Below are 24497 nucleotides of genomic sequence, written 5' to 3' on the forward strand. Positions count from 1 at the left end.
ATCATGAACCCTGCTTACGCTGAAGATCGGAAACGGTGATGGCCTTGGGCACAAGCCCGAGCGAGAAGAACGTGTCGGCAATGCGCTGCTGGCTTGCGATCACCTCGTCGGTGATCGGGCGGATGCCATAGGCCTCGCGCTTCAGCGACACGGCCAGCACCGGTGCCGGCAGACCGACCGACGGGCTCAGCAGGTTTGCGGTCTCGTCGATATGGTCCTTGACCCAGTCGTCGGTCTCGTTGAGCGCGTCAAGCACGACATCGACCGCCTTGGCGTTCTCGGCGAGGAATTTCTTCGACGAGAAATAGAACTGGTAGTTGGCGACGATGTTGGTGCCGTCGGTGAGGATGCGCGCACCGGTGGAGGCTTCGGCCGCGGCCTCATAGGGGTCCCAGATCACCCAGGCATCGACCGAGCCGCGCGAGAACGCAGCGAGCGCATCGGCGGGCGCGAGATACACCGGCTGGATGTCGGTGTATTTCAGCCCGGCATTCTCCAGCGCCCGCACCAGCAGATAATGAACGTTGGAGCCCTTGTTGAAGGCGACCTTCTTGCCGCGGAGGTCGGCGACCGACTTCAGCGGAGAATCCTTCGGCACCAGGATCGCCTCGCCCTGCGGCGCCGGCGGATCATAGGCGAGATAGACGAGCGGCGCGCCGGCGGCCTGCGCAAAGATCGGCGGCGTCTCACCGGTGATGCCGAAATCGATCGAGCCGACATTCATCGCTTCCAGGAGCGGCGGGCCGGAGGGGAATTCGGTCCAGACCACGTTGTAGCCGAGCGGCTTCAGTTTCTCTTCCAGCGTGCCGCGACCCTTCAGGAGCACCAGCTTGCCGTATTTCTGGAAGCCGATGCGAATGGTCTTGTCCTCGCCATAGGAGGCGCTGACGGTTGCGGCAACCAGACTGACCGAAAGCACTGCGCGTGCAATCCAGCTGCTGACGAGATGCTTCATGATGTAGTCCTCGCGTTACGCGGAGCTCGGGGGGTGACTAGCAGGACGGCGGCGGGGCGCCTTCCAATTAGATTCGAAAAGCTTTTCATCCTTGACGAAACGGGCCCGGCTTAACTGCCCGGCGTCCACTTCCAGACGATATCGGCCACCTTCACGGGCTTGGGGATCAGGCCGAGCCGCGCAAAGCGGTCGGCGACCGCCTGCTGGGTGTGGATGACCTCGTCGTCGACCGGAGTGACTCGATAGGTCGAGCGGTCGACGAAGCGCCTGACGGCGTCGATGTCGACCCCGGTCGCCTCGGCTTGCGCTTGCGCGACTTCCTCATGGTGTTGCTCGGCCCACGCCCCCTCGGAGGCAAACACGTCGCTCAGTCTCGCAGTCAGCGCGGGATATTTTTCGACTAAATCGCTGCCAGCGATGAAGAACGAATTCACGGTGTGAATGTCCTTGCCGGAGACGATGATGCGGGCGTTTTGCTTCAATTCCGCCAGCGCCAGATATGGGTCCCAGATCGACCAGGCATCGACCGAGCCCTTGATGAAGGCTGCCGTGGCATCCGCGGGCGCGAGCGGCGTGGGCGCGATGTCGCTCCACGCGAGGCCCGCTTTCTCCAGCGCCGCAACGAGCAGATTGTGGGCACTCGAGCCCTTGCCGAAGGCGACACGCTTGCCTTTCAAATCCGTAACCGTCTGGATCGACGAATCTCTGGGCACGATGATCGCCTGCGTTTTGCCTTCCTGCCTCACCGCGGCGACATAGCGGATACGGGCGGATGCGGCCTGCGCGAAGATCGGGGGGGTATCGCCGACATAGCCGAAATCGACGCTGCCGACATTGATCGCCTCGAGCAGTGGCGGACCGAACTGGAAATCGATCCATTTGACGTCGATGCCGAGCGGCCGAAAGGTGTTTTCGAGCGTCTGACGCTGCCGCACCGCCGAGAAGTAGCCACCCTTCTGGGTGCCGATGCGGATTTCCCTGGGCACCTCCTGCGCGCTCGAGCGGCCCGAAAACATGGCCGCGGCCGCGCCGGCCGCTGACAGCTGCAAGAATTCCCGACGCCTCATATCCGTCTCCAACGCACCGCGCGCGGAACGGCCGCGCTCGTGTCATGACAGAGATGATGGTGCGGGCGCGAAAAGCTGTCGAGCACCGCGCAAAAATAGCGACGCCCGCACTCTGCTGCGGGCATCCGGCATCGCGTTTGTTTTCGTTAATCGACCGCGCGCAGCGAAAATCTTCCACCACGCAAAAGTGAAAAGCTTATTACCCCGCTGCGAGCTTCGGCGCGGGCGCGACACTGACCGCGAGCTTGCCGTAGCGGTCGGTGAAGGCCTGGGTGTCGATCTCCTCGAGCTGGATGTCGCCGCTCATCACGCCCGCCTTCCACGCCTCATGCTCGGGATCCTGCTTGAACTCCGGCATCACCTCGCGTGCGAACAATTCCAGCGACTCGCAGATATGCTCGTGGCTGTTCTTGCCGGCCTGGTTGAGCAGGATGACCTGGTCGATATGCGAGGTGCGGAAACGTCGCAGCTTTTTCGCGATGGTCTCGGGCGAACCGATCAGACCGCCGCGCAGCGCCGCCTCCTGCGCCTCGGGATTGTCGCGCTTCCACTTGTTGTACTCGTCCCACATGTTGACCGTGCCAGGAGCCGGACGCTGGCGATTTTGCGCGGCGCCGTAATAGCGCAGCGCGAATTGGAAGAAGGTGGCGCCATCAGCGCGGCGGCGCGCCTCTTCATCGGTCTTGGCGCACATGAAGAACGACACCAGCGCCATGTTCGGATTGATTTCGTAATCCGCGAGCTTCTTCAGCCGTCTGGTCATTGCGTTGTAATAGGCATGCACCCAGGCGTGCGCGGCATCGGCGCTCACGAACTGGAAGCCGAGGGCACCGAAGCCGTTCTGGCCCGCGCGCTCGATGGTCGGCAGCTGCGAACAGGCCATCCAGAGCGGAGGATGCGGTTTCTGCACGGGCTTGGGCACCACGTTGCGCAAGGGAATGTCGAAATATCTGCCGTGGTGCTCGGTTCCGCCGTCCTTGAACATCGGAAAGATCGCGCGCACCGCCTCCTCGAACACCTCGCGCTTGGTTTCCATGTTGCGGCCGAACGGCTCGAGCTCGGTGATGGAGGCGCTCTCGCCCATGCCGAATTCGCAACGGCCGCGGCTCAAGAGATCGAGCACCGCCACGCGCTCGGCGACGCGCGCCGGATGATTGGTGGTGAGCTGCAGGATGCCGTGGCCAAGCCGGATGTCCTTCGTGCGCTGGCTTGCCGCGCCGAGAAATGATTCCGGCGAGGGCGAGTGGGAATATTCCTCGAGGAAATGATGCTCCACCACCCACGCATAGTCGTAACCGAGGCGGTCGGCGGTCTCGAGCTGCGTCAGCGCGTCCTGGTAGAGCCTCAACTCGTCGCCCGCGACCCATGGCCGCGGCAATTGCAACTCGTAGAAAATCCCGAACTTCATAGGGCCTCCCGCTTCTCGCTTTTGTTGTTGCGAGCATACTAACCGACGGCCTGACCAAGTCCATGGCAGGCCAATTCCGCGCCGCGGGAGAACTCACCGAAAAACCCGCAGCGATAGAACGGCTTGATCCAAATCAATCAAAAGCCCGACCGCGCCGGCTAGGCTGGAACCAGGCAACGGCCCGGATGCCGTCTCAATCCCTGGAAAACCTCGAGAGACACGTGTCGGTCGCTGACAATGACATGCGCGGGCGCTCGCACCGCCGCCGCATGGAAATCTTTGCATTCCTCTTCCTCACGGCGGTGCTGATGCCCGCGCTCGCGGTCGCGTCTGTCGGCAGCTACGGGCTCGCCGTCTGGATCTACCAGATGATCGCCGGCCCTCCGGGCCCGCCTCCTCCGCACTAGCGAATTGCGACAAGGACCATCACCATGGCCCATCCTCATGCCATCGATCGCAGAACCCTGATCACCGGACGCGTGCTCACCGCCGAACGCGTGATCGCGCCGCCCGGCGGCGAGATCGCCAGCATCCTGGTGCAGGCCCGCCCCGAGCGGCTTGACGAGGTCGAGGCCGCGATCCTCACCCTGCCCGGCTGCGAGATCCACGGACGCGATATCAGAGGCAAGCTCGTCGCCGTGGTCGATGCACCCGACGCCGGCAGCCTCGGCTCCACGCTCAACACCATAGCGCTGCTGCCACATGTGTTGGCCGCTGCGCTCGTCTTTCACGCCATCGATGCCGCCTGAGATGTGCTCAGGACCGGGAGAACGCTGATGACCGAAGCTACGCTCGACCGCCGCCAGATGCTGAAGCTGCAGGCGGCCTCCGTCGCGGCCGCTGCCGCGGGCATGCCAGCACCATCGCTCGCCGCCAATCTCGTGACCGAGCGCGACGAGAGCGAATTGAAATGGGACAAGGCGGCCTGCCGCTTCTGCGGCACCGGCTGCAGCGTGATGGTCGCCACCAAGGACAACCGCGTGGTCGCCACCCATGGTGACATCAAGGCCGAGGTCAATCGCGGCCTCAACTGCGTCAAGGGCTATTTCCTGTCCAAGATCATGTACGGCCATGACCGGCTGACGCAGCCCATGCTGCGCAAGGCGGGCGGCAGATACGACAAGAACGGCGAGTTCACGCCCGTCTCGTGGGATGAGGCCTTCGACATCATGGCCGACAAATTCAAGGCGGCGCTGAAGAAGCGCGGCCCCTCCGGCGTCGGCATGTTCGGCTCGGGCCAATGGACGATCTGGGAGGGCTATGCCGCCTCAAAGCTGTTCAAGGCCGGCCTTCGCTCCAACAATATCGACCCCAATGCGCGCCACTGCATGGCCTCTGCGGTTGCCGGCATGATGCGCACCTTCGGCATCGACGAGCCGGCCGGCTGCTATGACGACATCGAGGCCACCGACGCCTTCGTGCTGTGGGGCTCAAACATGGCGGAGATGCACCCGATCCTGTGGACGCGGGTGGCCGATCGCCGGCTTTCTGCTCCCCATGTCCGCGTAGCCGTGCTCTCGACCTTCGAGCACCGCTCCTTCGACCTCGCCGACATCGGAATCGTCTTCAACCCGCACGCGGATCTTTTCATCCTCAACGCCATCGCCAATCACATCATCACGACCGGCCGGGTGAACAAGGATTTCGTCAACGCACATACGGTGTTCAGGCGCGGGCAGACCGACATCGGTTATGGCTTGCGGCCCGACAATCCCCTGGAGAAAAAGGCGAGCGGCCGCGCCAAGGCCAACGATTCGACCGACATGAGCTACGACGAATACGTCAAATTCGTTTCCGACTACACGCTGGAGAAGGCAGCGAAGATGTCGGGCGCGCCGCTCAATCGCCTTGAGGCGCTGGCCGAGCTCTACGCCGATCCGAAGCGGAAGGTGGTCAGTTTCTGGACCATGGGCTTCAACCAGCACACCCGCGGCGTCTGGTGCAACAACCTCGTCTACAACATTCATCTGTTGACCGGGAAGATCTCCGAGGCCGGCAACAGCCCGTTCTCGCTGACTGGACAGCCGTCGGCCTGCGGCACCGCGCGCGAGGTCGGCACCTTCTCACACCGCCTGCCCGCCGACATGGTGGTGACCAACAAGGAGCATCGCGACAAGGCCGAGCATATCTGGCAGCTGCCTGAAGGAACTATCCCCGACAAGCCCGGCTATCACGCGGTGCTGCAAAGCCGGATGCTGAAGGACGGCCTGCTCAACGCCTATTGGGTGCAGGTCAACAACAACCTGCAGGCCGGTCCGAACATCAACGAGGAGACCTATCCGGGCTTCCGCAACCCCGACAATTTCATCGTCGTCAGCGATGCCTATCCGACGGTGACCGCTCTCGGCGCCGACCTCGTGCTGCCGACCGCGATGTGGGTGGAGAAGGAAGGCGCCTACGGCAACGCCGAGCGGCGCACGCAATTCTGGCACCAGCTCGTCACCGCGCCAGGCGAGGCGCGCTCGGATCTCTGGCAGCTCATGGAGTTCTCCAAGCGCTTCAAGATCGAGGAGGTGTGGCCCGAGGAATTGATCGCGAAGAAGCCGGAGTACCGCGGAAAGACGCTGTATGACGTGCTCTACAAGAACGGCGTTGTCGACAAATTCCCGCTCTCCGACATCGACGAAGGCTATGCCAACGACGAGTCCAAGGCTTTCGGTTTCTATGTGCAGAAGGGCCTGTTCGAGGAATATGCCTCGTTCGGCCGCGGCCATGGCCACGACCTCGCACCTTTCGAGAGCTATCATCACGAGCGCGGCCTGCGCTGGCCTGTGGTCAACGGCCGGGAAACGCGCTGGCGCTTCCGCGAGGGATCCGACCCATACGTGAAAACGGGCGCGGGCGTCCAGTTCTACGGCTATCCCGACGGCAAGGCGCGCATCTTCGCGCTGCCCTACGAGCCGCCGGCGGAATCGCCCGACAAGGAATACCCGTATTGGCTCTCCACCGGCCGCGTGCTCGAGCACTGGCATTCGGGCACCATGACCCGCCGCGTGCCGGAGCTCTACCGGGCGTTTCCGGAAGCCGTCTGCTTCATGCATCCTGATGATGCGCAGGAGGCGAAAATGCGGCGCGGCGACGAGGTGAAAGTGATCTCCCGCCGCGGCTACATCCGCGCCCGGCTCGAGACGCGCGGACGCGACAAGCCGCCGCGCGGGCTGGTCTTCGTGCCCTGGTTCGATGAATCAAAACTCATCAACAAGGTGACGCTGGACGCCACCGACCCGATCTCGCTGCAGACTGACTTCAAGAAATGCGCCGTGCGGATCGAGAAGGTGTGACAGCCATGATCAGGAAAATCGCACTTGCCCTTCTCGCCGCCGCAATCGCGGCCGGCACCGGCGCGCTCGCGGAGGAGCCGCTCTATTCCGCGTTGCGCGGCTCGATCCCGCTCAACGACGAAGGCGCGGCGGACCCGATGATGCCGACCCGCAACACCGCAGAGCGGGAGGCGCGCAACTATCCGGAACAACCGCCGGTGATTCCGCACTCCATCGACGGCTACCAGATCGACATCAACGGCAACAAATGCCTGTCCTGCCATGCGCGGGCGCGCACGGCCGAGTCGCAGGCGCCGATGGTCTCGATCACCCACTTCATGGACCGTGACGGCCAGTTCCTCGCTTCGATCTCGCCCCGGCGTTTCTTCTGTACCGAATGCCACGTGCCGCAAAGCGTCGTTACTCCGCCCGTGAGCAACGACTTCACCGACATCGACACGCTGCTCAGTCGCGCAAACCCGGGTAGGCGCCGATGACCACGACCGACAAGCAGGACCCCCGACAGGGATTCTTGCCGCGCGTCTGGAATTTTACGCTGGAGCTGCTCGACGTGCTGCTGCGCCCGAGCTCGATCTTCGGGCTCGGCATCCTGGTGCTTGCCGGCTTCGCCGCGGGCGTGATCTTCTGGGGGGGCTTCAACACCGCGCTGGAATTGACCAATACCGAAAAGTTCTGCACCTCCTGCCACGAGATGCGCGACAACGTGTTCGCGGAGCTGAAATCGACTATCCATTTCACCAACCGCTCCGGCGTGCGCGCAAGCTGCCCGGACTGCCACGTCCCGCACAACTGGACCGACAAGATCGCGCGCAAGATGCAGGCCTCCAAGGAGGTCTGGGGCCATCTGTTCGGCTCCATCGACAACCGCGACAAGTTCCTCGACAAACGGCTGGAGCTCGCCGAGCATGAATGGGCGCGTTTCAAAGCCAATGATTCCCTGGAATGCCGCAACTGCCACAGCGCACAGTCCATGGACATCACCAAGCAGTCGCCGCGCGCCGCGGCCGCGCATGAGCGCTATCTCTTCCCGGGCGAGAAGACCTGCATCGACTGCCACAAGGGCATCGCCCACCACCTCCCGGACATGCGGGGTGTCCCAGGCTGGCAGTAGCGGGCAATAGGTCCGAAACGAGCCGCTTGCGTCATGCGCGCGAATGGCTAGGTTCTCGGTCCGCGCTGCCCGGGGCAGCGCCGATTCCCGCTGGACCATGACCACTTTCTCTCCGCACCAGGATTCCGCGCTGAAAGCCGTTGCCGACTGGCTCAAGGCGAAACCCGGCCGGGCCGGCACGCCGCAGGTGTTCCGCCTGTTCGGTTTTGCCGGCACCGGCAAGACCACACTCGCCCGGCACATTGCGGAAGGTGTTGATGGCGAGGTGAAGTTCGCAGCCTTCACCGGCAAGGCCGCACTCGTGATGCGCAACAAGGGCTGCGACAGTGCCTCCACCATCCATTCGCTGATCTACCGCGCGCGGGAGAGCGGCGAGGAGCAGCCGAGTTTTGAACTCTGGGACGACGCGCCGGCCTCGAAAGCGAAGCTGATCGTGATCGATGAATGCTCCATGGTCGATGCCGACATGGGGCGCGATCTGCTCTCCTTCGAGTGCCCCCTGCTCGTGCTCGGCGACCCCGCGCAATTGCCACCGATCCAGGGCGGCGGCTTCTTCACCGCGGATGAGCCGGACGCCATGCTGACCGAGGTGCACCGCCAGGCGCAGGACGATCCGATCGTGCGGATGTCGATGGATGTGCGCGAGGGCCGGCGGCTCGAATACGGCAGCTTCGGCGACAGCGAGGTCATTCCACGCAGCGGACTGGATCCGGACCGCGTGATGCAGGCGGACCAGGTGCTGGTCGGCCGCAACAACACCCGCCGCGCCTACAACATGCGGATGCGGCAGCGGCAGAACATCGAGGATCCCCTGCCGGTCGGCGGCGACAAGCTGGTGTGCCTGCGCAACAACCGCAAGAAGGGCCTGTTCAACGGCGGCCTCTGGCGGGTGCGCTCGCGTACGCCAGGACGATCGAAGACGTCGCGCATCATGACCATGCGGGTGATGCCGGATGAGGATTTTGGCCACAAGGTGACAAAAGTCTCCGTACGCCAGGACTGCTTCGAGGGCGGTGTCGAGGCGATCCCGTGGGAGCAGCGCAAGCCCTACGACGAGTTCGACTACGGCTATGTGCTGACCGTGCACAAGTCGCAGGGCTCGCAATGGGACGACGTCGTGCTGTTCGACGAGAGCTTTGCGTTCCAGGACAGCCGTGCACGGTGGCTGTACACGGGGATCACGCGGGCGGCGAAGCGGCTGTCCATCGTGGTGTGATTGATAACCGTCGTGATTGATGACCGTCATTCCGGGGCGATGCATTAGCATCGAACTACGGTGCGCAATTGCGCACCTGAGAATCTCAAGGTAGCGGGTTCGCCTCTGCGAGACGCCCCGGAATGACCGAGGCCGCATGGTGACGTTCACATTTCACGGACTCGTGTGACCCAGCCTGTAACAACGGCCGAGGAGTTTCCGTATCTTGGGAGCATCCGGGGAAGGCACGCGTGGCTATCCAGCGCGGGCCCTTCGGCCTAAGCTCGAACCTCATTGCCTCAAAGAGGACATGCCATGCGGAACCGCCCCTTCAGCCGTTTTTCGCTCCTTGTTGCCGCCGCAGGTGCGCTGGCGGCCGCAGCCTTCGCGCTCGCGCCGCTCAAGGCCGCCGAGGATGCGGTAGTGATCCCGCCGCCGGCGTCCGATGTTCCCGCTGCCGACGGCATCCAGACCGTGGTGCTGTCCGGCGGCTGCTTCTGGGGCGTACAGGGCGTGTTCCAGCACACGGCCGGCGTGGTCAGCGCGGTGTCCGGTTATTCCGGCGGCAGCAAGGCCAACGCCCAGTACGAGCTGGTCTCGACCGGGACCACCGGGCATGCCGAATCCGTCCAGGTCAAATACGATCCGCAGAAGATTTCCTATGGCAAGATCCTGCAGATCTTCTTCTCGGTCGCGCACGACCCGACCCAGTTGAACCGCCAGGGCCCGGACTCCGGCACGCAATATCGCTCGGCGATCTTCACGACCTCCGATGCGCAGAAGAAGGTCGCGGACGCCTACATCGTGCAGCTCGACGGTGCCAAGGTCTACCCCAAGCCGATCGTGACCAAGGTCGGCTCGCTGGAAGCTTTCTACCCGGCGGAAAGCTATCATCAGGACTACCTGACGCTTCACCCGAGCCAACCCTATATTGCGTATAATGACCTGCCGAAGATCGAAAATCTGAAGAAGCTGTTCGCGGCAAACTATCAAGAGAAGCCGACGCTGGTACGAAGCGTTTCGAACTAGCACCAGGCGCTCAAGGGAGATTTCATGTCTGATACCAAGACCACCAACAAGATGACCAAGAGCGAAGAACAGTGGCGGCGCGAACTGACGCCGATGCAATATGCGGTGCTGCGCGAGAAAGCGACCGAGCGGCCGTTCTCCGGCGAATATGAGCATGAGCACCGGCCGGGCAGCTATGCCTGCGCCGGCTGCGGCCAGGAGCTGTTCGATTCCGACGCCAAGTTCGATTCCGGTTGCGGCTGGCCGAGCTTCACGCAGCCGGCCGCCGAGAGCCACGTCGACGAGGAAGCCGACTTCAGCCATGGCATGAGCCGCACCGAGGTGCTGTGCTCCAAATGCAGCGGCCATCTCGGCCACGTCTTCAATGACGGACCGGGTCCGACGGGCTTGCGCTATTGCATCAACTCGGCGGCGCTGAAGCTCAAGCCGCGGTAGGCCTTCGCTGCCGCGATCCCAGCAGACCTCCTCCCGCAACCGGGGTACCCCGGTTGCGCATTTTTGATTTACGTAAGTCGGGCAAACATGACTTGGGTTTGGGGTCAGCTGTGGTGTGAGCCCGCGTGGAACTTGGATTTCGAGGTCGCCGGACGACCCCGACGGGCCAGTCAATTCAACCTTACCGTTAACCCTGCTTTGGCCACTGAGCGGGCTGCCAGCACGAATGCTCCGCGGAACTTGCTCGTTTTGCGAGCAGCCGGCGTGCCGATCGCACTGCGTTCACATCCTGGTCCGCCTCATCATGTCGCAGGGTGCAATCAACAAAGGGAGTTGAAAATCGCCGACCAATTAGCGGATGCTTGGCCTGCAAATTCGTTTTCAAATCATTGAGGCGAGAATGCCACTGCCACTTATTGAAACTGGACATTGTAACGTCGATCTTAAGCCGTCGCCGATCAAGCAATCCTGGATCATAGACGGTAATCCCGAGGCCCGGTCGCACCGGCTGTCGGTCAGCGCGGACGGAGCCGCTACAACGGTGATCTGGTCCTGCACCGAGGGCAAGTTCAACTGGTACTACGATGTCGACGAGACCATCATGATCCTCGAAGGATCGATCGTCATCGAGAGCGACGGCACGCCGCCGAAGCGCTATGGCGTCGGTGACGTGATCTTTTTCCGCGGCGGCGCGCATGCCAGATGGCACGTCGAAGGCTATGTGAAGAAGGTCGCCTTCTGCCGCCAGACCAATCCGATCGGATTCAATTTAGTCATCCGGGCCGTCAACAAGCTCAAGCGGATACTCGTCAGGATGCCGGCGAGGCACGCGCTGAGATTGTGGATGTCCACGGCGATATTAAACGGCTCGATCTTTGGCATTTAGCCAGGCGTGCAGTCTGCGCACCGCATGCATCGCTCCTGTTGCGTGCGGCGAGTTCAGGATCGGCGCTCGGCGAATTTCATCTATACTCAAAGCCGCGGCCGATGAGCCTGAGGGTTGATCCCGCACGATCCGTGTCATTGTAGCGAGCGCCCAGCGCGGTCGCGATGCGCGCTCTGTGTTGTGATTCCCACACTGCCGCTGAAAAAGCGTCTGTTGGTCGCTTTTCGAACAGACGGATCAATCCGTCCGTTTCAACCTGCCTTCACCGGGAGCATCGGCTGGGGAGGGCGAGGATGGAACGTTCCCTGATAACTGACATGCCGCGCGACAAATACGTCGAACGGTGCAAGCAGCGGGCCTTCGATTATCTCGATCGAGGCGATCTCAAGAACGCGGTCGCGTTGTTCGTCCGCGATATGAATGCCCGTACCGATTGCGAATTGCCGCACCACTTGGCAGAGCTTGGCGTTTCATTGCTGATTGGGGGCGATGCGCCAGGTTTGAAGGTGCTGATCGAAGGGTTGAGATGACGGTTCAACGATCTTCCATCGTTTGAAATCACATCGTACGAAATCCCCGGCAGCCCGAGCTCTTGCGAGCATTGATGCCCTACGGCCGTGCAGCCGGTTTTTGAAGCCCCGTTTCCCCGATCAACAGTTTCGTAATGACCACGCGCTTTCCGATGCGGGGGCATGGCAGCGCACGGCATTCCCATCGACGATGCCTCATAAAGAGCTTCTCGCGTGGAACCGCCCGCAATAATGTGCTTTGTTGCTCCCATCAGCGCGGCGGATGGGCTGTTTGCGGCCGCCTGGCAGGGAGGGTACGATGTCCCTTGGGCTGATCCTGATCATCCTGGTGATCATCTATCTGTTCGGCGGCTTGAGCGGCCGTTTCGGGGGCTACGGCTACGGGCTCGGCCATTCCGGCATCGGGCTCGGCGGGGTAATTTTGGTGGTTTTGCTGGTGCTGGTGCTGCTGGGCAAGATCTGATCCTCTAAATACCTGAAAAATATCAGTTTTTCAGGATTTAACGAGCCGAATCCCGATTCACGAATTGAATTTTCAGGATTCGCAATTCTGTCAAGAAAGCCTATATTAGGCAGTGAAGATCACGTGCACGGTACGGCCGCTGGTTACGGTTCGACCGACGCCCAAATCCCACACTCGCGCTAGCGCCAAGAAGAGAGAAGAGGTCCTCGACCATGCGTCCTATGCGTCCGTTCAACTTCAACACCGCCGCCGAACTTTTTCCCGCCGCCATTCGCAAGAAGAAACGGGCGGGCTTTACCTATCGGCGATTTGGCACTGCGGCCGAAGCCGTCCGCTTCGCTATCGAGGAGTTGCCGGCGGATTCGCTGAACGGTGCTTACCTGCAGGTCGAGGAGGCCCGCTTCGACCAGAGCGGCATCCGCTCGCTCTATGAGAGCGAGGCCTTCCCGCTGCCGCGCCGCGAGCGCGTCACCGCCGACGGGGACAAGGACGCCGCGTAATCAAGGTCCGGTCTTCAGGCAGCGCCCTCGGACATGGGTCCCGGGGCGCTTTTTCTTTTGGGCAGGATGGTGCCGCGCGCTCGGCCCTCGCCCCGCTTGCGGGCATAGGCCGGATCGCATTGTTAGGAGCGATCCAAGAGAGGGGGACTTTCCGGGAGTTCGGTGCTTGGAGATAAGCCCCTCCCCCGCAGAGCGGGTGAGGGAGCCAGGCACTCGGCTCAATGAGGCTGCCGCTCAAGCCAACGGCGCAGCAGCCGCGCATTGCGCATGTTGGCGCGGAACAACACGTCGAAGGCGTCGCCTGCGACCGGCACCGCGCCGACCACGCCCTGGACTGCGACATTGCCGAGCATGCGTGCGGTGAGATGCCAGGGCGCGCCCAGCGCCCGCGCCTCGCGCACCACCCAGAGCGACAAAGCGGCGGCGATGATATCGCCGACCACGGGGATCAGGCCGATGATACCGTCGACGCCATAGCGGATCTTGGTGCCCGGCAGGATGAAGGCAATGTCGAGCAGTTTTGCGATCATCTCGAGCCGCTGCAGCCGCTGCTCGCGGCTGAGATCGCCGAATGGGTTGGCGGCGGTGAAATCGAACTGAAACGCACCCGACCGGCGCAACGCGTCAGCGGGAATCTCGCGTCCCTCCTGGTCGATGACCGGTCCGCGCGCCTCCGCATGGGAGAAGGTCGCGCGCGAGGTCCGCGGCCTGTCGGCACGGCTTCGGAATCTGACGTCGTCATCCTGCATCGTCATTCCAGACTAACGCCTCGGCACGGCACAAGTTGCGTCGCACATAGCGGCGGACCGGCTCACGCAGCCGCCGCCTCCTGCACGTCGGAATATCGATGTGCCAGGAACGACGACAAGGTGGCCGGGATGAAGCCGACCAGGCCGTACATCACAAATTGCAGCGCGCCGCTGTCCGGGCCGCGCGAGCCATACATCAACTCCGCGGCGCCAAAACCGACCAGCCCGACCAGCAGCACACGCAAGAGCGGCACGATGCGTTTGACGTGCCACAAGATGTCGTCGACCGCGCCTAACATCAGCGCCGGCAGGATGCCGAACAGATAGCTGTATTGCAGCGTCTTGAAGAACACGGCGAACAGCTTGCCGACCTCGGCGAAGCTCGCACCGCTCAGATAGCCGGACATCATCGTGGTGGTCAGCAACAGCCAGAACCCGCCGAAAAACGGCCCGATCGCAGCGAAGATCACATAGCGTCTCATTGCGGTCCCTTGGTCCTCCGACAGCGGTTATAGCAGGACGGTGTCAGGCCATGACAAAAATCGCTGGAAGGGTGGCGATGAGGTTGGCTGTCGTCTCATCGTCATGGCCGGGCTCGACACGGGCCCGACGGAGCGCGATGCACGAAGCCCCTCACTCCCCCCAGGCCGCGAACGCGTCCTCGAAGGCACGCTCGCCGGGGGGACCTTTCTCGATCGCGATGATGGCGCGGCGCTGGTTGGCATAGACCAGCGGCACGTCGAACCAGGAGCGCTCTTTCAACAGCTGGATGTTGCGCGAGCGGTCGGCATCGACATTGGAGAGACCAACCAGGAAGAAGCCGTCGGTGACCTTCACCGCGAGGCCCGCAAGCGGCGTGCCGCGCGCCTGCTCGTTCGACTTCATCAGGATGCCGGGCACGTTGGCGACGCCACCGCCGGCGAAGTCGGGCGGCAGGATGAAGGTGAGCTCGGCGGTGTGGCTTGCAGGAAGTGACGAGTCGGTGTTGCGGCGGAACGACATCGTCATCTTGAACTTGCGGTCGGGCACCTCGATGTCGGCGCGCACCGCGATATCGGCCGCCTGGCCGCTCGACCCCTTCACGGGCTCGGTGCGCCAGACCACGGTGCCGACATATTGCTTGCCCTTGGGATCGGACGGATCCTCGTCATAAAGCACGACCCTCTGCGCGACCGGCGCGACCTGCTCGGACGACGATGGCTGGCCGACGCGATCGGCGATCTTCGGCTTGGTCACCGGGGTGGCCGCCGTGTCCTTCGGCGCCTCCACCGAGGGGGCGGACTTGAACATGCCGGCGACCGTGGTCACCGCCGTCTTGCCCCAGAGGATGCCCGCGCCGACCAGGATCAAGACGATGCCGATGGCAATCGCGCTCTTGAACGGAAACATCGAGCCTGAACGCACGCGCTTGGTCGGCTCGCGGTCGGTCGCGATGCGCGGACGCGGACCGGCGGCCTGCGGCGCGTAGCGATCGGCTTCCTCGATTGACTCGTCGTAGGAATAAGGCTCGTCCGCCTCCGCGCCGCGATCGTCGAGGCTCGGCTCGATGCGCTCGAACTCCGGCGATGGCACATTGGCGTAGGTTTTGCGCGCAGCTCGGCTCGCTTGGGCGGCGGCGCGGCCGAGATCGTCGGTATCGGCTGTGATGTCGCGGAAGCCGCGCACGGGGGCCGGCGGCGGGCCGTTGGTGTCGGCGCCACGGCGCGGCGGCCCACCGCGGTCACGGCCGGGCGGCGGCAACGGGGGCTCCTCCGGCGCGCCGGCCTGCGGCATGGGCGCCCGGTCACGGCCCGGAAACGGTGGCGGCGGAGGAGGCTCGGAGCGCGGACTGCGCTGCAGCCGGGTACCTTGATCCGGTGCCGGCGGAGCGTCGGTTATGAGGGGCGGCCGGTCGTTCCGTGACGAGGGGCCCGGGGGCGGCGCAGCCGGACGCGCCCGGGGCGCCACCGGGCTGGGCGCTTGCTGTGCACCACCAGGCACCGAGCCGTCCGCAGGGCGCGGCGGCGCGGATCGACGCAGCGCATCGCCGGCGCGCGGGGCGGCAACGGAGCCAGCCCCGCCGCCGCTGGCGCGCGTGGCATCGCGGGCACGCTGGGCGGCTTCCGATTCGACCTTGCGGACTGCTTCTTCCAGGGACAGCCGCTCGCGGGTGATCTCCGATTCGCTCAAGGGAGGATCGACGCTGCGCAACTGTGCGATCAGGGCAGCGCGAGCCCGCTCATAGAGCGCACGACGGCTCTCGCCGGGAGCACTGGGGTCCAGTCCGGCGATCGCGCGGGCAATGAGCGGGTAGTAATCAGCCATTTTGGTTTGCTATATGCACGTCCCGGTAATATCTCATTAAGCCTCGAACGGATTTTGCACGAGGATAGTATCCTCGCGTTCGGGGCTGGTGGAAAGCAGGGCAATTGGGCAACCCACCAATTCCTCGACCCGCCGGACATATTTGATGGCTTGGGCCGGCAGGTCCGCCCAGGAGCGCGCCTTGGCGGTCGGCTGCTTCCAGCCCTCGATTGTCTCGTAGATCGGCTCCACGCGAGCCTGCGCCCCCTCGCCGGCCGGCAGATGGTCGATCTCCTTCCCGTCGAGCCTGTAGCCGGTACAGACCTCGATGGTGTCGAAACCATCGAGAATGTCGAGCTTGGTGAGCGCGAGACCGTTGATGCCGCAGGTCCTGACCGTCTGACGCACCAGCACCGCGTCGAACCAGCCGGTGCGCCGCTTGCGCCCGGTGTTGACGCCGAACTCCTTGCCGCGGCGTCCGATCTCCTCGCCGACCTCGTTCAAGAGCTCGGTCGGGAACGGACCCTGGCCGACGCGGGTCGTATAGGCCTTGCAGATGCCGAGCACATAGCCGACGCCGCCCGGGCCCATGCCGGTGCCGGTCGCCGCCTGCGCCGCCACCGTGTTGGAGGAGGTGACGTAAGGGTAGGTGCCGTGGTCGACGTCGAGCAGCGCGCCCTGCGCACCCTCGAACAGGATGCGCTTACCCTCGCGCTTCTTGATGTCGAGCAGCCGCCACACCGTCTCGGCATAGGGCAAAAGCTTCGGCGCCATCGCGGAGAGGTCGCGCAGGATGGCCTTGCCGTCGAACTCCGGCAGATTGAGCCCGCGCCGGAGCGCATTGTGATGGGCGAGCAGGCGGTCGATCTTGGCCGGCAGCGTGTCGAGGTCGGCAAGATCCATCAGGCGGATGGCACGGCGGCCGACCTTGTCCTCATAGGCCGGGCCGATGCCGCGGCGGGTGGTGCCGATCGCCGTTCCCGCATTGGAGGATTCGCGCAGCGCGTCCAGCTCACGGTGCAGCGGCAGAATCAGGGTGACGTTCTCGGCGATGCGCAGATTGTTGGGGCTCACCGCGACGCCTTGCGCCTTCAGCTTCTCGACTTCATCGAGGAAAGCCTGCGGATCGAACACCACGCCATTGCCGATCACCGCAAGCTTCGAGGGCCGCAGCACGCCGGATGGCAAGAGCGCAAGCTTGTAGGTCTCGCCGTTGATAACGAGGGTGTGACCGGCATTGTGGCCGCCCTGGAAGCGCACGACGATGTCGGCCTGCTCCGACAACCAGTCGACGATCTTGCCCTTCCCTTCGTCGCCCCACTGGGCGCCGACGACGACAACATTGGCCATGCGCGGACACTTCCTTTTGTAACTTTTGTAACATCGCTTATGCGCCGACGATTTTTCCCTGAAAGAGCCGGCCCTTGCCGCTTTTTCTTGAGGTCGGGCACCTTGATCGTCCCCTGCCCTTTAAGGCACGCGGCATCGACCGCCGCTTTGCCCGGGAGGCAGACACCCGGATAAAGGAAGCAGGCAGGCGACGCAAGCAAGAAGGGGGTTTTATGGGCCCTCTGGGACCGTCCCAAGCCTTTGATATCCCCGTAAAATCTATGTCCGCAAGATGGCGGTGACTGAAAGTCTAAGCCAGCCAATGGCGGCCCGGCCTCCGGGCACACGGGGCGTCCGCCAATCAGACCGCCACATGAGCCCGAGGCGGCCCGTGGCCGTTCGCCGGTTCCATGACCGGCGGCCACGTCGAGGCACCTGAAACGTCCCTTCGCATGGTCGCGATGCGTCCAGCACCATTGCTGCGGCCGGAGAATCCGTGTCTTTGAAATGGGCCGGGTCAACAAGCCGGCCGGGCAGTCGATGCGCGGCCGGTTGGCTGCGGCGTCGTGGAAACAAGGCTCCGGCAAGTGAGCCGTCAATTGACCCGCTCCAGTGAAATGACCGCCTCCGAGCAAACCTCGCGCGCCACCGCCCCCGTCGCGTCGCACTTCTGGCTCGCCAACCAGCCCTATATCCTGCTCAGCATCACCGCGCTGTGCTGGGCCGGCAACGCCATTGTCGGCCGGCTCGCCGCCGGGCACATCCCGCCGGTGACGCTGTCCTTCCTGCGCTGGTCCTTCGCCTTCCTGCTGATCCTGCCCTTTGCATGGAAGCACCTGGTGCGCGACTGGCCGATGATCCGCGCGCGCCTGCCGCTGATGATCGTGATCTCCATCACCGGCATCGGCGCCTTCAACACCCTGCAATATTGGTCGCTCGAATATACCCAGGCGCTGAACACGCTGCTGCTGCAGTCGGCGGCGCCCCTGATCGTCGCGGTATGGTCGCTGATTCTGCTCCGGGTCCGGCTGACGCTGCCGCAGGCTTTCGGCGTCCTGCTGTCGCTCGCGGGCGTGCTGGTGATCCTCCTGCACGGCGACGTCACCACGCTGTCTGCGATCAACTTCAACAAGGGCGATCTGATCTTCACCGTCGCGCTCATCATCTTCGCTCTCTATTCGGTGCTGACCTTGAAGCGGCCGCCGATCCACGGCCTCTCCTTTGCCGCCTTCACCTTCGGTGCCGGCGCTGCTGTGCTCATTCCTCTCGAGATCTGGGAACTATGTACGCGCCCGCTGATGGCTCTCGATGGGCCGAACCTGTTGAGCCTGTTCTACGTCGCGGTGTTTCCCTCGGTCGTGGCTTACCTCTGCTTCAACCGCGGCGTTCAGCTGATCGGCGCCAACCGCGCAGCGCCCTTCTTCCATGTCGTGCCGGTGTTCGGCTCGGTGATGGCGATCGTGTTTCTGGGCGAGCACCCGCAGTTGTTCCACATCGTCGGCTTTGCGCTGGTCCTGACCGGCGTCTTCGTCGCCGCCCGCAAGCAGTTTGCGTGAGACAGCTTGCGCGGCGGTAGGAGAGTGCGCCCGACCGGCGCAACGATTATGTCATAACGCGACGCTATCCTGCCGGTGATCGCGGGCGCATTGCTTGAGCACGATCCTGCCCGCCGAAAGCGAAGTTCGGGGTCACTCGCCATGATGACGGTTCCGGAGCTTGCAGCCGAGTCGCTCGGCGAATTCCTGGGCAGCTACATGCGCCGTAGGTTCGGCTCCTCGCAGGCGCATCTCGCCGAGATGGTGCCCTCGATCGCCCGCATCGCCATCGAGTGCATCGGCAATTCCGACGCGCTCTATCACAACGTCGAGCACACCATGCTGGTCACGCTGGCCGGTCACGATATCATGCGCGGCCGCGCGCTGCGCCACCATATGCTGGCGGAAGATTATGCGCATGTGATCATCGCCTGCCTGACCCATGACATCGGCTATGTGCGCGGGCTGCTGCCGGACGACGATGCGGACGGCTATCTGGTGGACGCTTCGGGCCGCAAGATCACGCTGCCGCGCGGCGCGTCCGACGCAGCACTCCTGCCCTATCACGTCGACCGCTCCAAGATGTTTGCGATGGCGCGCGTCGAAGGCATCGCGGATCTCGACAAGCGGCGCATCGCGCGCGCCATCGAGGGCACGCGCTTTCCCGCTCATCCCGGCGAGGAAGAACATTGGGACGAGGAGGCCGCATTGCTGCGCGCCGCCGACCTGATCGGGCAATTGGGCGATCCGCACTACATCCGCAAGGCCAACGCGCTCTATTACGAGTTCGAGGAGACCGGGCTGAACCGCCAGCTCGGCTATTCCTCGCCGGCCGACGTCGTCAATCTCTACCCGCAATTCTATTGGAACAGCGTCGCGCCACATGTGCGGAAGGCGATCGGCTATCTCAACGTCACCTCTGCAGGCAGGCAGTGGATCGCCAATCTCTACAGCAACGTCTTCCGCGCCGAGCGCGACATCCCGCTGTCGGGGCCGCAGAAGTAGCGCCTCTCCCGTCGCCCCGCATTCGCGGGACGACGGAGAGCATGGCACCAATACGCCACGCCGCCTTGCTGCGGCGGGCCGTTCCAGCGCAAAATATCGCCACATTGTCCGTCGAATCCAAGCATCACTCCCCGCTCAGCTGGCTCAACAACCAGCCTTATCTCCTGCTCAGCCTGGCCTCGCTGTTCTGGGCCGGCAATATCGTGCTCGCGCGCTATGTCGCGGGCCATGTGCCGCCGCTGATGACGTCCTGCATCCGCTGGATCGGCGTATTCCTGATCCTGCTGCCATTCGCGAAGGATCATCTGCGGCGCGACTGGCCGGTTCTGCGCAAGAACCTGCCGCTGATGCTGCTGTTGTCGGCGACCGGGTTTGCCTACAACAACGCCATCTCCTATTGGGCCATGCAATACACGGAGGCGCTGAATGCGCTGCTGATCCAGTCTGCCGGCCCCCTGTTCGTCGCGCTGTGGGCGCTGGTGCTGTTCGGCGTGCGGCTGACGCGCGCGCAAGGCGCCGGCATCATGCTCTCGCTGCTCGGCGTGCTCACCATCATCCTGCGCGGCGATTTTTCCGCACTGCTCGGCATCCGCCTCAACCGCGGCGACCTGATGTTCGCAAGCTCGCTGTTCTCCTTCGGCCTCTATTCGGCGCTGATGACCCGGCGGCCGGTGACGCATCAATTGTCGCTGATCTCATTCACCACCGGCTGCGGCGCGGCCATGCTGCTGCCATTCGCGATCTGGGAATCCCTCGCGGGCTTCACCCTGAAGCCAGATGCGCTGTCGCTTGCGACGCTCGCCTATGTCGTGATCTTTCCCTCGACGCTCGCCTATCTCTTCTTCAACCGTGGCATCGCCCTGATCGGGCCGAACCGGGCCGCGCCGTTCTTTCACCTGGTGCCGGTGTTCGGCTCGGTCATGGCGATCGTCCTGCTCGGCGAGGCGCTGCGGCCATTTCACCTGATCGGCTATGCGCTGGTGCTCGCGGGCGTCGTCATCGCCTCGCGCCAGGGTGGCGCGAAGGCATAAAAAAAGCGCGGCCGAAGCCGCGCTTTCGTCTCAGATTTGATCGGGATCAGGCGGCGCGGACCTTGGCGAGGAAGCCGTCGACCGCGCTGCGCAGCATGCCGGACTGGTTGTCGAGTTCGCGCGCGTTGGAGAGCACGTCGGAGGCCGCCGTGCCGGTCGCAGCCGCAGCCGTCGTCACGCCGCCGATATGCGAATTGATCTCGTTTGATCCTGCCGCGACCGACTGGATGTTACGCGCGATCTCCTGCGTCGCCGCGCCCTGCTCTTCGATGGCGGCCGAGATGCTCACCGTGATCTCGCTCATCTGGGCGATGGTCTGGGTGATGCCGTTGATGGCGGCGACAGCGTCGCTGGTCGACGACTGCATCGCGGCGACCTGGGCGGAAATCTCTTCGGTCGCCTTCGCGGTCTGGTTGGCCAGCGCCTTCACTTCGGAGGCGACCACCGCAAAGCCGCGGCCGGATTCGCCGGCGCGCGCCGCCTCGATGGTGGCGTTGAGCGCGAGCAGGTTGGTCTGCGCCGCGATCGAGTGAATGAGCTTCACCACCTCGCCGATCTTTTCCGCACCCGTCGACAGCACCTGGACGGTCGCATTGGTGCGCTCGGCATCGCCGACCGCCTTGCTAGCGATCTCGCTGGAGCGGCTGACCTGGCGGGAAATCTCGGCGACCGAGCTCGACAGCTCCTCCGCCGCGGCCGCCACCGTGCCGACATTGTTGGAGGCGTTTTGCGAAGCGGAGCTCACGGTCGCGGCCCGCGCGCTGGCGTCGCTCGCGGTCGACGTCATCGACTGCGCCGTGGTCTGCATGCCGGCCGCCGCGGTCGAGACCGAGCGGACGATGCCGTTGACGCTGCGTTCGAAGTCGCTGGCGAGGCCCTCCATCGCAGAACGCCGTTCGGCGGCGGCGCGCCTCTGGGTCTCGGCCTCGGCCTGTTCCAGCTCGTGGACGCGCACGGCGTTGTCCTTGAAGATCTGCACGGTCGCCGCCATCGCGCCGACCTCGTCGCCGCGGCCGACGCCGGGAATCTCGCCGTCGCGCTTGCCGTCGGCGAGCGCCCGCATCCTGGCGCTGAGCAGGCCCAGCGGACGGCTGATGCTGCCGCCGATCAGCCAGGCGGCCGCACCGGAGACGATGGCGATGGCCAGGATCGACAGGGCCAGCGTCCAGGTGATCGGCGACATCCTGGCGTCGAGATCCTCGAGATAGGCGCCGGTGCCGACATACATGTCGAGGCCGGGAACTGCGACTGCATAGCCGATCTTGCGGATCGGCGTCTCCTGGCCTGGCTTCACATATTCATAGGACAGCAGGATCTCCCCGTTGGCCTTGGTGCCGTTCATCAGCTCCCAGGACAGCTTGCGGCCGTTGGTCACCACCTCCATGCGGTTGGTGCCGACCTGCTTCGGATCGGGCGCGAGCTGGGTGATGCCGTCATAGCTCGTACCGAAGATGTAGCCGGAGCCTTTATCGTAGTTCATGGCGTTGCCGAGCTTGCGGAACAAGGCCATCGCCTGGTCCTTGGTCATCTCGCCGGCATCGACCTCGCGCTTCAGCTCGCCCGCCATGGTGCGGACCACGCTGACGATCGCCTTGGTCTGGTCGACGCGCGCGTTGTACATCTCGTTCTTCATCATATAGATGGCGAGTACGCCGGAGATGCAGAGGCCGACCAGGGCCACCGTGACCAGGATGGCGAGCTTGGGGGCGATCTTCAGGTTGTTCAGCTTCACGAGGTCATCTCCGGAAAATTCAGGACTGGAGCAAGTTTACAACAAAACGTCGTCAGGCAGCGCGGACCTTGGCAAGGAAGCCGTCGACCGCGCTGCGCAGCATGCCGGACTGGTTGTCGAGCTCGCGCGCGTTGGAGAGCACGTCGGAGGCCGCCGTGCCGGTCGCAGCCGCAGCCGTCGTCACGCCGCCGATATGCGAATTGATCTCGTTCGATCCCGCCGCGACCGACTGGATGTTGCGCGCGATCTCCCGCGTCGCCGCGCCCTGCTCTTCGATGGCGGCCGAGATGCTCACCGTGATCTCGTTCATCTGAGCAATGGTCTGGGTGATGCCGTTGATCGCGGAGACGGCATCATTGGTCGAGGATTGCATGGCGGCGACCTGGCCCGAGATTTCCTCGGTGGCCTTCGCGGTCTGGTTGGCGAGCGCCTTCACTTCGGATGCGACCACCGCAAAGCCGCGGCCGGATTCGCCGGCGCGCGCCGCCTCGATGGTGGCGTTGAGCGCGAGCAGGTTGGTCTGCGCCGCGATCGAATGGATGAGCTTCACCACCTCGCCGATCTTTTCCGCCCCCGTCGACAGCACCTGGACGGTCGCATTGGTGCGCTCGGCATCGCCGACCGCCTTGCTCGCGATCTCCGAGGAACGGGTGACCTGGCGGGAAATCTCGGCAACCGAGCTCGAGAGTTCTTCCGCGGCAGCAGCCACGGTCGAGACATTGTTGGAGGCATTCTGCGAGGCCGAGCTCACGGTCGCGGCGCGCGTGCTGGCGTCGCTGGCGGTCGACGTCATCGACTGCGCGGTGCTCTGCATGCCGGCTGCCGCGGTCGAGACAGTGCGGACGATGCCGTTGACGCTGCGCTCGAAATCGGCAGCGAGATTTTCCATCGCCGTGCGCCGTTCGGCGGCCGCGCGCCTCTGGGTCTCGGCCTCGGCCTGTTCCAGCTCGTGGACGCGCACGGCGTTGTCCTTGAAGATCTGCACCGTCGCCGCCATCGCGCCGACCTCGTCGCCGCGGCCGACGCCGGGGATTTCGCCGTCGAGCTTGCCGTCGGCAAGTCCCCGCATCCGCGTACCCAGCAGGTTCAGAGGAGCGGAGATGCTGCGGCCGAGCATCCAGGCGATACTGCCGGCGACGATCGCAATGCCGAGAATGGAAAGCCCGAGCAGCCAGGCGATCGGCGACAGCTTGGCGTCGAGGTCGTCGAGATAGACGCCGGTGCCGATATACATGTTCCAGCCGGGGATCACGACGGAATAGCCGATCTTGCGGATCGGCTTCTCCTGGCCCGGCTTCACATACTCATAGAACATGGTGTGCTCGCCCTTGGCCAGCACGCCATCGCGCCACTCCTTGCCGACATTCCTGCCATTGACCAGCACGTCGCCACGGTTCTGGCCGATCTCCGACGCCTTCGGCGACAGCACGGTGACGCCATCAAACGTATTGCCGAACAGGTAGCCGGTGCCGTTGTTGTAGTTCAGCGTATTGGCCCGCGCGCCGAATTGCGCGATCGCCTGCTCCTTGGTGAGCTTGCCAGCCTCGACGTCCTTCTGCAGTCCCAGCGCCATGCTGCGCGCCATGTCGACGATCGCATGCATTTCCTCGACGCGCGCGTTGAACATCTCCTGCCGCACCAGGTAGAGCGCAAGCGCACCGGCGACGCAAAGGCCAAACAGGGAGACCCCAACCACAATGCCGAGCTTTGGGGCGATCTTCAGATTGTTCAGCTTCACTGCGTCTTCTCCGGCAATTCCAAAAAAACGTGGGGGCAGGTCGGTAAAAGGAGAGAGAGATGCCGGGCACGTTACGTTGAAATCCCTTAGCGTCGTGTTACGAAGTCTCAGTATTAATGCGGTCGATTGTGCCATCCCGGAGCGCTGCTGCTACCACCGCGATTCTCGCATCCGCCGCGCTCAATTTTTGATTGCAGTTGGCGGCGGACCTGGTTGCTCCGCTGCCCGCGTCCAT

The 24497-nt window shown here is 64.0% G+C and carries 24 protein-coding genes; 15 read left to right on the forward strand and 9 right to left on the reverse strand.

Features of this window, described 5'->3' with window-relative positions; genetic code table 11:
• Nucleotide 1: 1 nt before the first annotated feature.
• The 3 genes from A3AI_RS0101985 to A3AI_RS0101995 all read right to left on the reverse strand — a co-directional run bounded on the left by A3AI_RS0101985 (nucleotide 2) and on the right by A3AI_RS0101995 (nucleotide 3430).
• A complete protein-coding gene (locus A3AI_RS0101985; protein ID WP_024513964.1) occupies nucleotides 2-955 on the reverse strand; it encodes a sulfonate ABC transporter substrate-binding protein in 954 nt (317 codons plus the stop codon).
• Nucleotides 956-1065: 110 nt separating this feature from the next.
• Entirely contained in the window at nucleotides 1066-2022 is a 957-nt protein-coding gene (locus A3AI_RS0101990) for an aliphatic sulfonate ABC transporter substrate-binding protein (RefSeq protein WP_024513965.1), read from the reverse strand.
• 199 nt (nucleotides 2023-2221) lie between these two features.
• Nucleotides 2222-3430, reverse strand: a complete 1209-nt coding sequence (locus tag A3AI_RS0101995; protein WP_024513966.1) for an LLM class flavin-dependent oxidoreductase — start codon at nucleotides 3428-3430, stop codon at nucleotides 2222-2224.
• 242 nt (nucleotides 3431-3672) lie between these two features.
• On the opposite strand from A3AI_RS0101995, the gene napE reads away from it, so the two are divergent.
• The 12 genes from napE (at nucleotide 3673) to A3AI_RS0102055 (ending at nucleotide 12860) form a co-directional block, all read left to right on the forward strand.
• The gene (gene napE, locus A3AI_RS0102000; RefSeq protein WP_156927616.1) at nucleotides 3673-3837 is read left to right on the forward strand and encodes a periplasmic nitrate reductase, NapE protein; all 165 of its coding nucleotides are present in this window, start codon (nucleotides 3673-3675) and stop codon (nucleotides 3835-3837) included.
• A gap of 24 nt (nucleotides 3838-3861) precedes the next feature.
• Complete coding sequence (locus tag A3AI_RS0102005; protein ID WP_024513968.1) at nucleotides 3862-4179, forward strand: chaperone NapD; 318 nt, start codon at nucleotides 3862-3864, stop codon at nucleotides 4177-4179.
• A gap of 27 nt (nucleotides 4180-4206) precedes the next feature.
• A complete protein-coding gene (napA, locus tag A3AI_RS0102010) occupies nucleotides 4207-6711 on the forward strand; it encodes a nitrate reductase catalytic subunit NapA (protein ID WP_024513969.1) in 2505 nt (834 codons plus the stop codon).
• Nucleotides 6684-7187, forward strand: a complete 504-nt coding sequence (locus A3AI_RS0102015; RefSeq protein WP_156927595.1) for a nitrate reductase cytochrome c-type subunit — start codon at nucleotides 6684-6686, stop codon at nucleotides 7185-7187. Before napA ends, A3AI_RS0102015 begins: the two co-directional genes overlap by 28 nt.
• On the forward strand, nucleotides 7184-7822 hold the full coding sequence (locus tag A3AI_RS0102020) for a NapC/NirT family cytochrome c (protein ID WP_024513971.1): 639 nt from the start codon (nucleotides 7184-7186) through the stop codon (nucleotides 7820-7822). Before A3AI_RS0102015 ends, A3AI_RS0102020 begins: the two co-directional genes overlap by 4 nt.
• A gap of 97 nt (nucleotides 7823-7919) precedes the next feature.
• A complete protein-coding gene (locus tag A3AI_RS0102025) occupies nucleotides 7920-9038 on the forward strand; it encodes an ATP-dependent DNA helicase (protein WP_024513972.1) in 1119 nt (372 codons plus the stop codon).
• A 294-nt stretch (nucleotides 9039-9332) separates the two neighbouring features.
• Nucleotides 9333-10046, forward strand: a complete 714-nt coding sequence (msrA, locus tag A3AI_RS0102030; RefSeq protein WP_024513973.1) for a peptide-methionine (S)-S-oxide reductase MsrA — start codon at nucleotides 9333-9335, stop codon at nucleotides 10044-10046.
• 24 nt (nucleotides 10047-10070) lie between these two features.
• Nucleotides 10071-10481 carry a peptide-methionine (R)-S-oxide reductase MsrB gene (msrB, locus tag A3AI_RS0102035; RefSeq protein ID WP_024513974.1) on the forward strand — a complete coding sequence of 137 codons (411 nt, stop codon included), beginning with the start codon at nucleotides 10071-10073 and terminating at the stop codon, nucleotides 10479-10481.
• Between the two features lie 400 nt (nucleotides 10482-10881).
• Nucleotides 10882-11367: a cupin domain-containing protein gene (locus A3AI_RS0102040; protein WP_024513975.1), complete on the forward strand. Its 486-nt coding sequence runs from the start codon at nucleotides 10882-10884 to the stop codon at nucleotides 11365-11367.
• Between the two features lie 293 nt (nucleotides 11368-11660).
• Entirely contained in the window at nucleotides 11661-11897 is a 237-nt protein-coding gene (locus A3AI_RS0102045; protein WP_245286808.1) for a hypothetical protein, read from the forward strand.
• Between the two features lie 298 nt (nucleotides 11898-12195).
• Nucleotides 12196-12360 (forward strand): DUF3309 family protein, encoded by a 165-nt coding sequence (locus A3AI_RS45930; protein WP_084800802.1) that lies wholly within the window; start codon nucleotides 12196-12198, stop codon nucleotides 12358-12360.
• Nucleotides 12361-12572: 212 nt separating this feature from the next.
• Nucleotides 12573-12860, forward strand: a complete 288-nt coding sequence (locus A3AI_RS0102055; protein ID WP_024513977.1) for a hypothetical protein — start codon at nucleotides 12573-12575, stop codon at nucleotides 12858-12860.
• 218 nt (nucleotides 12861-13078) lie between these two features.
• Here A3AI_RS0102055 and A3AI_RS0102060 read toward each other — a convergent pair whose 3' ends face one another.
• From A3AI_RS0102060 to A3AI_RS0102075, 4 genes are all read right to left on the reverse strand, one after another.
• Complete coding sequence (locus A3AI_RS0102060) at nucleotides 13079-13615, reverse strand: DUF4112 domain-containing protein (protein WP_024513978.1); 537 nt, start codon at nucleotides 13613-13615, stop codon at nucleotides 13079-13081.
• A gap of 56 nt (nucleotides 13616-13671) precedes the next feature.
• The gene (locus A3AI_RS0102065; RefSeq protein WP_024513979.1) at nucleotides 13672-14091 is read right to left on the reverse strand and encodes a DUF5413 family protein; all 420 of its coding nucleotides are present in this window, start codon (nucleotides 14089-14091) and stop codon (nucleotides 13672-13674) included.
• Between the two features lie 151 nt (nucleotides 14092-14242).
• Nucleotides 14243-15913, reverse strand: coding sequence for a hypothetical protein (locus A3AI_RS0102070; protein ID WP_024513980.1), 1671 nt, complete (start codon nucleotides 15911-15913; stop codon nucleotides 14243-14245).
• A gap of 36 nt (nucleotides 15914-15949) precedes the next feature.
• Complete coding sequence (locus A3AI_RS0102075; RefSeq protein WP_024513981.1) at nucleotides 15950-17242, reverse strand: adenylosuccinate synthase; 1293 nt, start codon at nucleotides 17240-17242, stop codon at nucleotides 15950-15952.
• 596 nt (nucleotides 17243-17838) lie between these two features.
• On the opposite strand from A3AI_RS0102075, the gene A3AI_RS0102085 reads away from it, so the two are divergent.
• The 3 genes from A3AI_RS0102085 (at nucleotide 17839) to A3AI_RS0102095 (ending at nucleotide 20792) form a co-directional block, all read left to right on the forward strand.
• On the forward strand, nucleotides 17839-18777 hold the full coding sequence (locus tag A3AI_RS0102085) for a DMT family transporter (protein ID WP_024513982.1): 939 nt from the start codon (nucleotides 17839-17841) through the stop codon (nucleotides 18775-18777).
• A 141-nt stretch (nucleotides 18778-18918) separates the two neighbouring features.
• Nucleotides 18919-19761, forward strand: coding sequence for a hypothetical protein (locus tag A3AI_RS0102090; protein ID WP_024513983.1), 843 nt, complete (start codon nucleotides 18919-18921; stop codon nucleotides 19759-19761).
• Between the two features lie 41 nt (nucleotides 19762-19802).
• The gene (locus tag A3AI_RS0102095; RefSeq protein ID WP_024513984.1) at nucleotides 19803-20792 is read left to right on the forward strand and encodes a DMT family transporter; all 990 of its coding nucleotides are present in this window, start codon (nucleotides 19803-19805) and stop codon (nucleotides 20790-20792) included.
• Between the two features lie 46 nt (nucleotides 20793-20838).
• Here the strand turns inward: A3AI_RS0102095 and A3AI_RS0102100 are convergent, their stop codons facing one another.
• Together A3AI_RS0102100 and A3AI_RS0102105 are read right to left on the reverse strand one after the other, a co-directional pair.
• Nucleotides 20839-22524 carry a methyl-accepting chemotaxis protein gene (locus A3AI_RS0102100; protein WP_024513985.1) on the reverse strand — a complete coding sequence of 562 codons (1686 nt, stop codon included), beginning with the start codon at nucleotides 22522-22524 and terminating at the stop codon, nucleotides 20839-20841.
• A gap of 52 nt (nucleotides 22525-22576) precedes the next feature.
• Nucleotides 22577-24262, reverse strand: a complete 1686-nt coding sequence (locus A3AI_RS0102105; RefSeq protein WP_024513986.1) for a methyl-accepting chemotaxis protein — start codon at nucleotides 24260-24262, stop codon at nucleotides 22577-22579.
• Nucleotides 24263-24497: the final 235 nt, after the last annotated feature.

The organism is Bradyrhizobium sp. Tv2a-2, assembly GCF_000472425.1.
In the GTDB taxonomy this organism is placed as follows: Bacteria; Pseudomonadota; Alphaproteobacteria; order Rhizobiales; family Xanthobacteraceae; genus Bradyrhizobium.

What these genes read in the sequence shown, in the direction of transcription:
- A3AI_RS0102065 (WP_024513979.1), bottom strand. Translation starts at nt 14,091, where the DNA reads ATGAGACGCTATGTGATCTTCGCTGCGATCGGGCCGTTTTTCGGCGGG.
- A3AI_RS0102095 (WP_024513984.1), top strand. Translation starts at nt 19,803, where the DNA reads ATGGCACCAATACGCCACGCCGCCTTGCTGCGGCGGGCCGTTCCAGCG.
- A3AI_RS0102005 (WP_024513968.1), top strand. Translation starts at nt 3,862, where the DNA reads ATGGCCCATCCTCATGCCATCGATCGCAGAACCCTGATCACCGGACGC.
- A3AI_RS0102045 (WP_245286808.1), top strand. Translation starts at nt 11,661, where the DNA reads ATGGAACGTTCCCTGATAACTGACATGCCGCGCGACAAATACGTCGAA.
- A3AI_RS0102055 (WP_024513977.1), top strand. Translation starts at nt 12,573, where the DNA reads ATGCGTCCTATGCGTCCGTTCAACTTCAACACCGCCGCCGAACTTTTT.
- A3AI_RS0102075 (WP_024513981.1), bottom strand. Translation starts at nt 17,242, where the DNA reads ATGGCCAATGTTGTCGTCGTCGGCGCCCAGTGGGGCGACGAAGGGAAG.
- msrB (WP_024513974.1), top strand. Translation starts at nt 10,071, where the DNA reads ATGTCTGATACCAAGACCACCAACAAGATGACCAAGAGCGAAGAACAG.
- A3AI_RS0102085 (WP_024513982.1), top strand. Translation starts at nt 17,839, where the DNA reads ATGACCGCCTCCGAGCAAACCTCGCGCGCCACCGCCCCCGTCGCGTCG.
- A3AI_RS0102025 (WP_024513972.1), top strand. Translation starts at nt 7,920, where the DNA reads ATGACCACTTTCTCTCCGCACCAGGATTCCGCGCTGAAAGCCGTTGCC.
- A3AI_RS0102015 (WP_156927595.1), top strand. Translation starts at nt 6,684, where the DNA reads ATGCGCCGTGCGGATCGAGAAGGTGTGACAGCCATGATCAGGAAAATC.
- A3AI_RS45930 (WP_084800802.1), top strand. Translation starts at nt 12,196, where the DNA reads ATGTCCCTTGGGCTGATCCTGATCATCCTGGTGATCATCTATCTGTTC.
- napA (WP_024513969.1), top strand. Translation starts at nt 4,207, where the DNA reads ATGACCGAAGCTACGCTCGACCGCCGCCAGATGCTGAAGCTGCAGGCG.
- A3AI_RS0102020 (WP_024513971.1), top strand. Translation starts at nt 7,184, where the DNA reads ATGACCACGACCGACAAGCAGGACCCCCGACAGGGATTCTTGCCGCGC.
- napE (WP_156927616.1), top strand. Translation starts at nt 3,673, where the DNA reads ATGCGCGGGCGCTCGCACCGCCGCCGCATGGAAATCTTTGCATTCCTC.
- A3AI_RS0102060 (WP_024513978.1), bottom strand. Translation starts at nt 13,615, where the DNA reads ATGACGATGCAGGATGACGACGTCAGATTCCGAAGCCGTGCCGACAGG.
- A3AI_RS0102070 (WP_024513980.1), bottom strand. Translation starts at nt 15,913, where the DNA reads ATGGCTGATTACTACCCGCTCATTGCCCGCGCGATCGCCGGACTGGAC.
- A3AI_RS0102040 (WP_024513975.1), top strand. Translation starts at nt 10,882, where the DNA reads ATGCCACTGCCACTTATTGAAACTGGACATTGTAACGTCGATCTTAAG.
- A3AI_RS0101990 (WP_024513965.1), bottom strand. Translation starts at nt 2,022, where the DNA reads ATGAGGCGTCGGGAATTCTTGCAGCTGTCAGCGGCCGGCGCGGCCGCG.
- A3AI_RS0101995 (WP_024513966.1), bottom strand. Translation starts at nt 3,430, where the DNA reads ATGAAGTTCGGGATTTTCTACGAGTTGCAATTGCCGCGGCCATGGGTC.
- A3AI_RS0102090 (WP_024513983.1), top strand. Translation starts at nt 18,919, where the DNA reads ATGATGACGGTTCCGGAGCTTGCAGCCGAGTCGCTCGGCGAATTCCTG.
- msrA (WP_024513973.1), top strand. Translation starts at nt 9,333, where the DNA reads ATGCGGAACCGCCCCTTCAGCCGTTTTTCGCTCCTTGTTGCCGCCGCA.
- A3AI_RS0101985 (WP_024513964.1), bottom strand. Translation starts at nt 955, where the DNA reads ATGAAGCATCTCGTCAGCAGCTGGATTGCACGCGCAGTGCTTTCGGTC.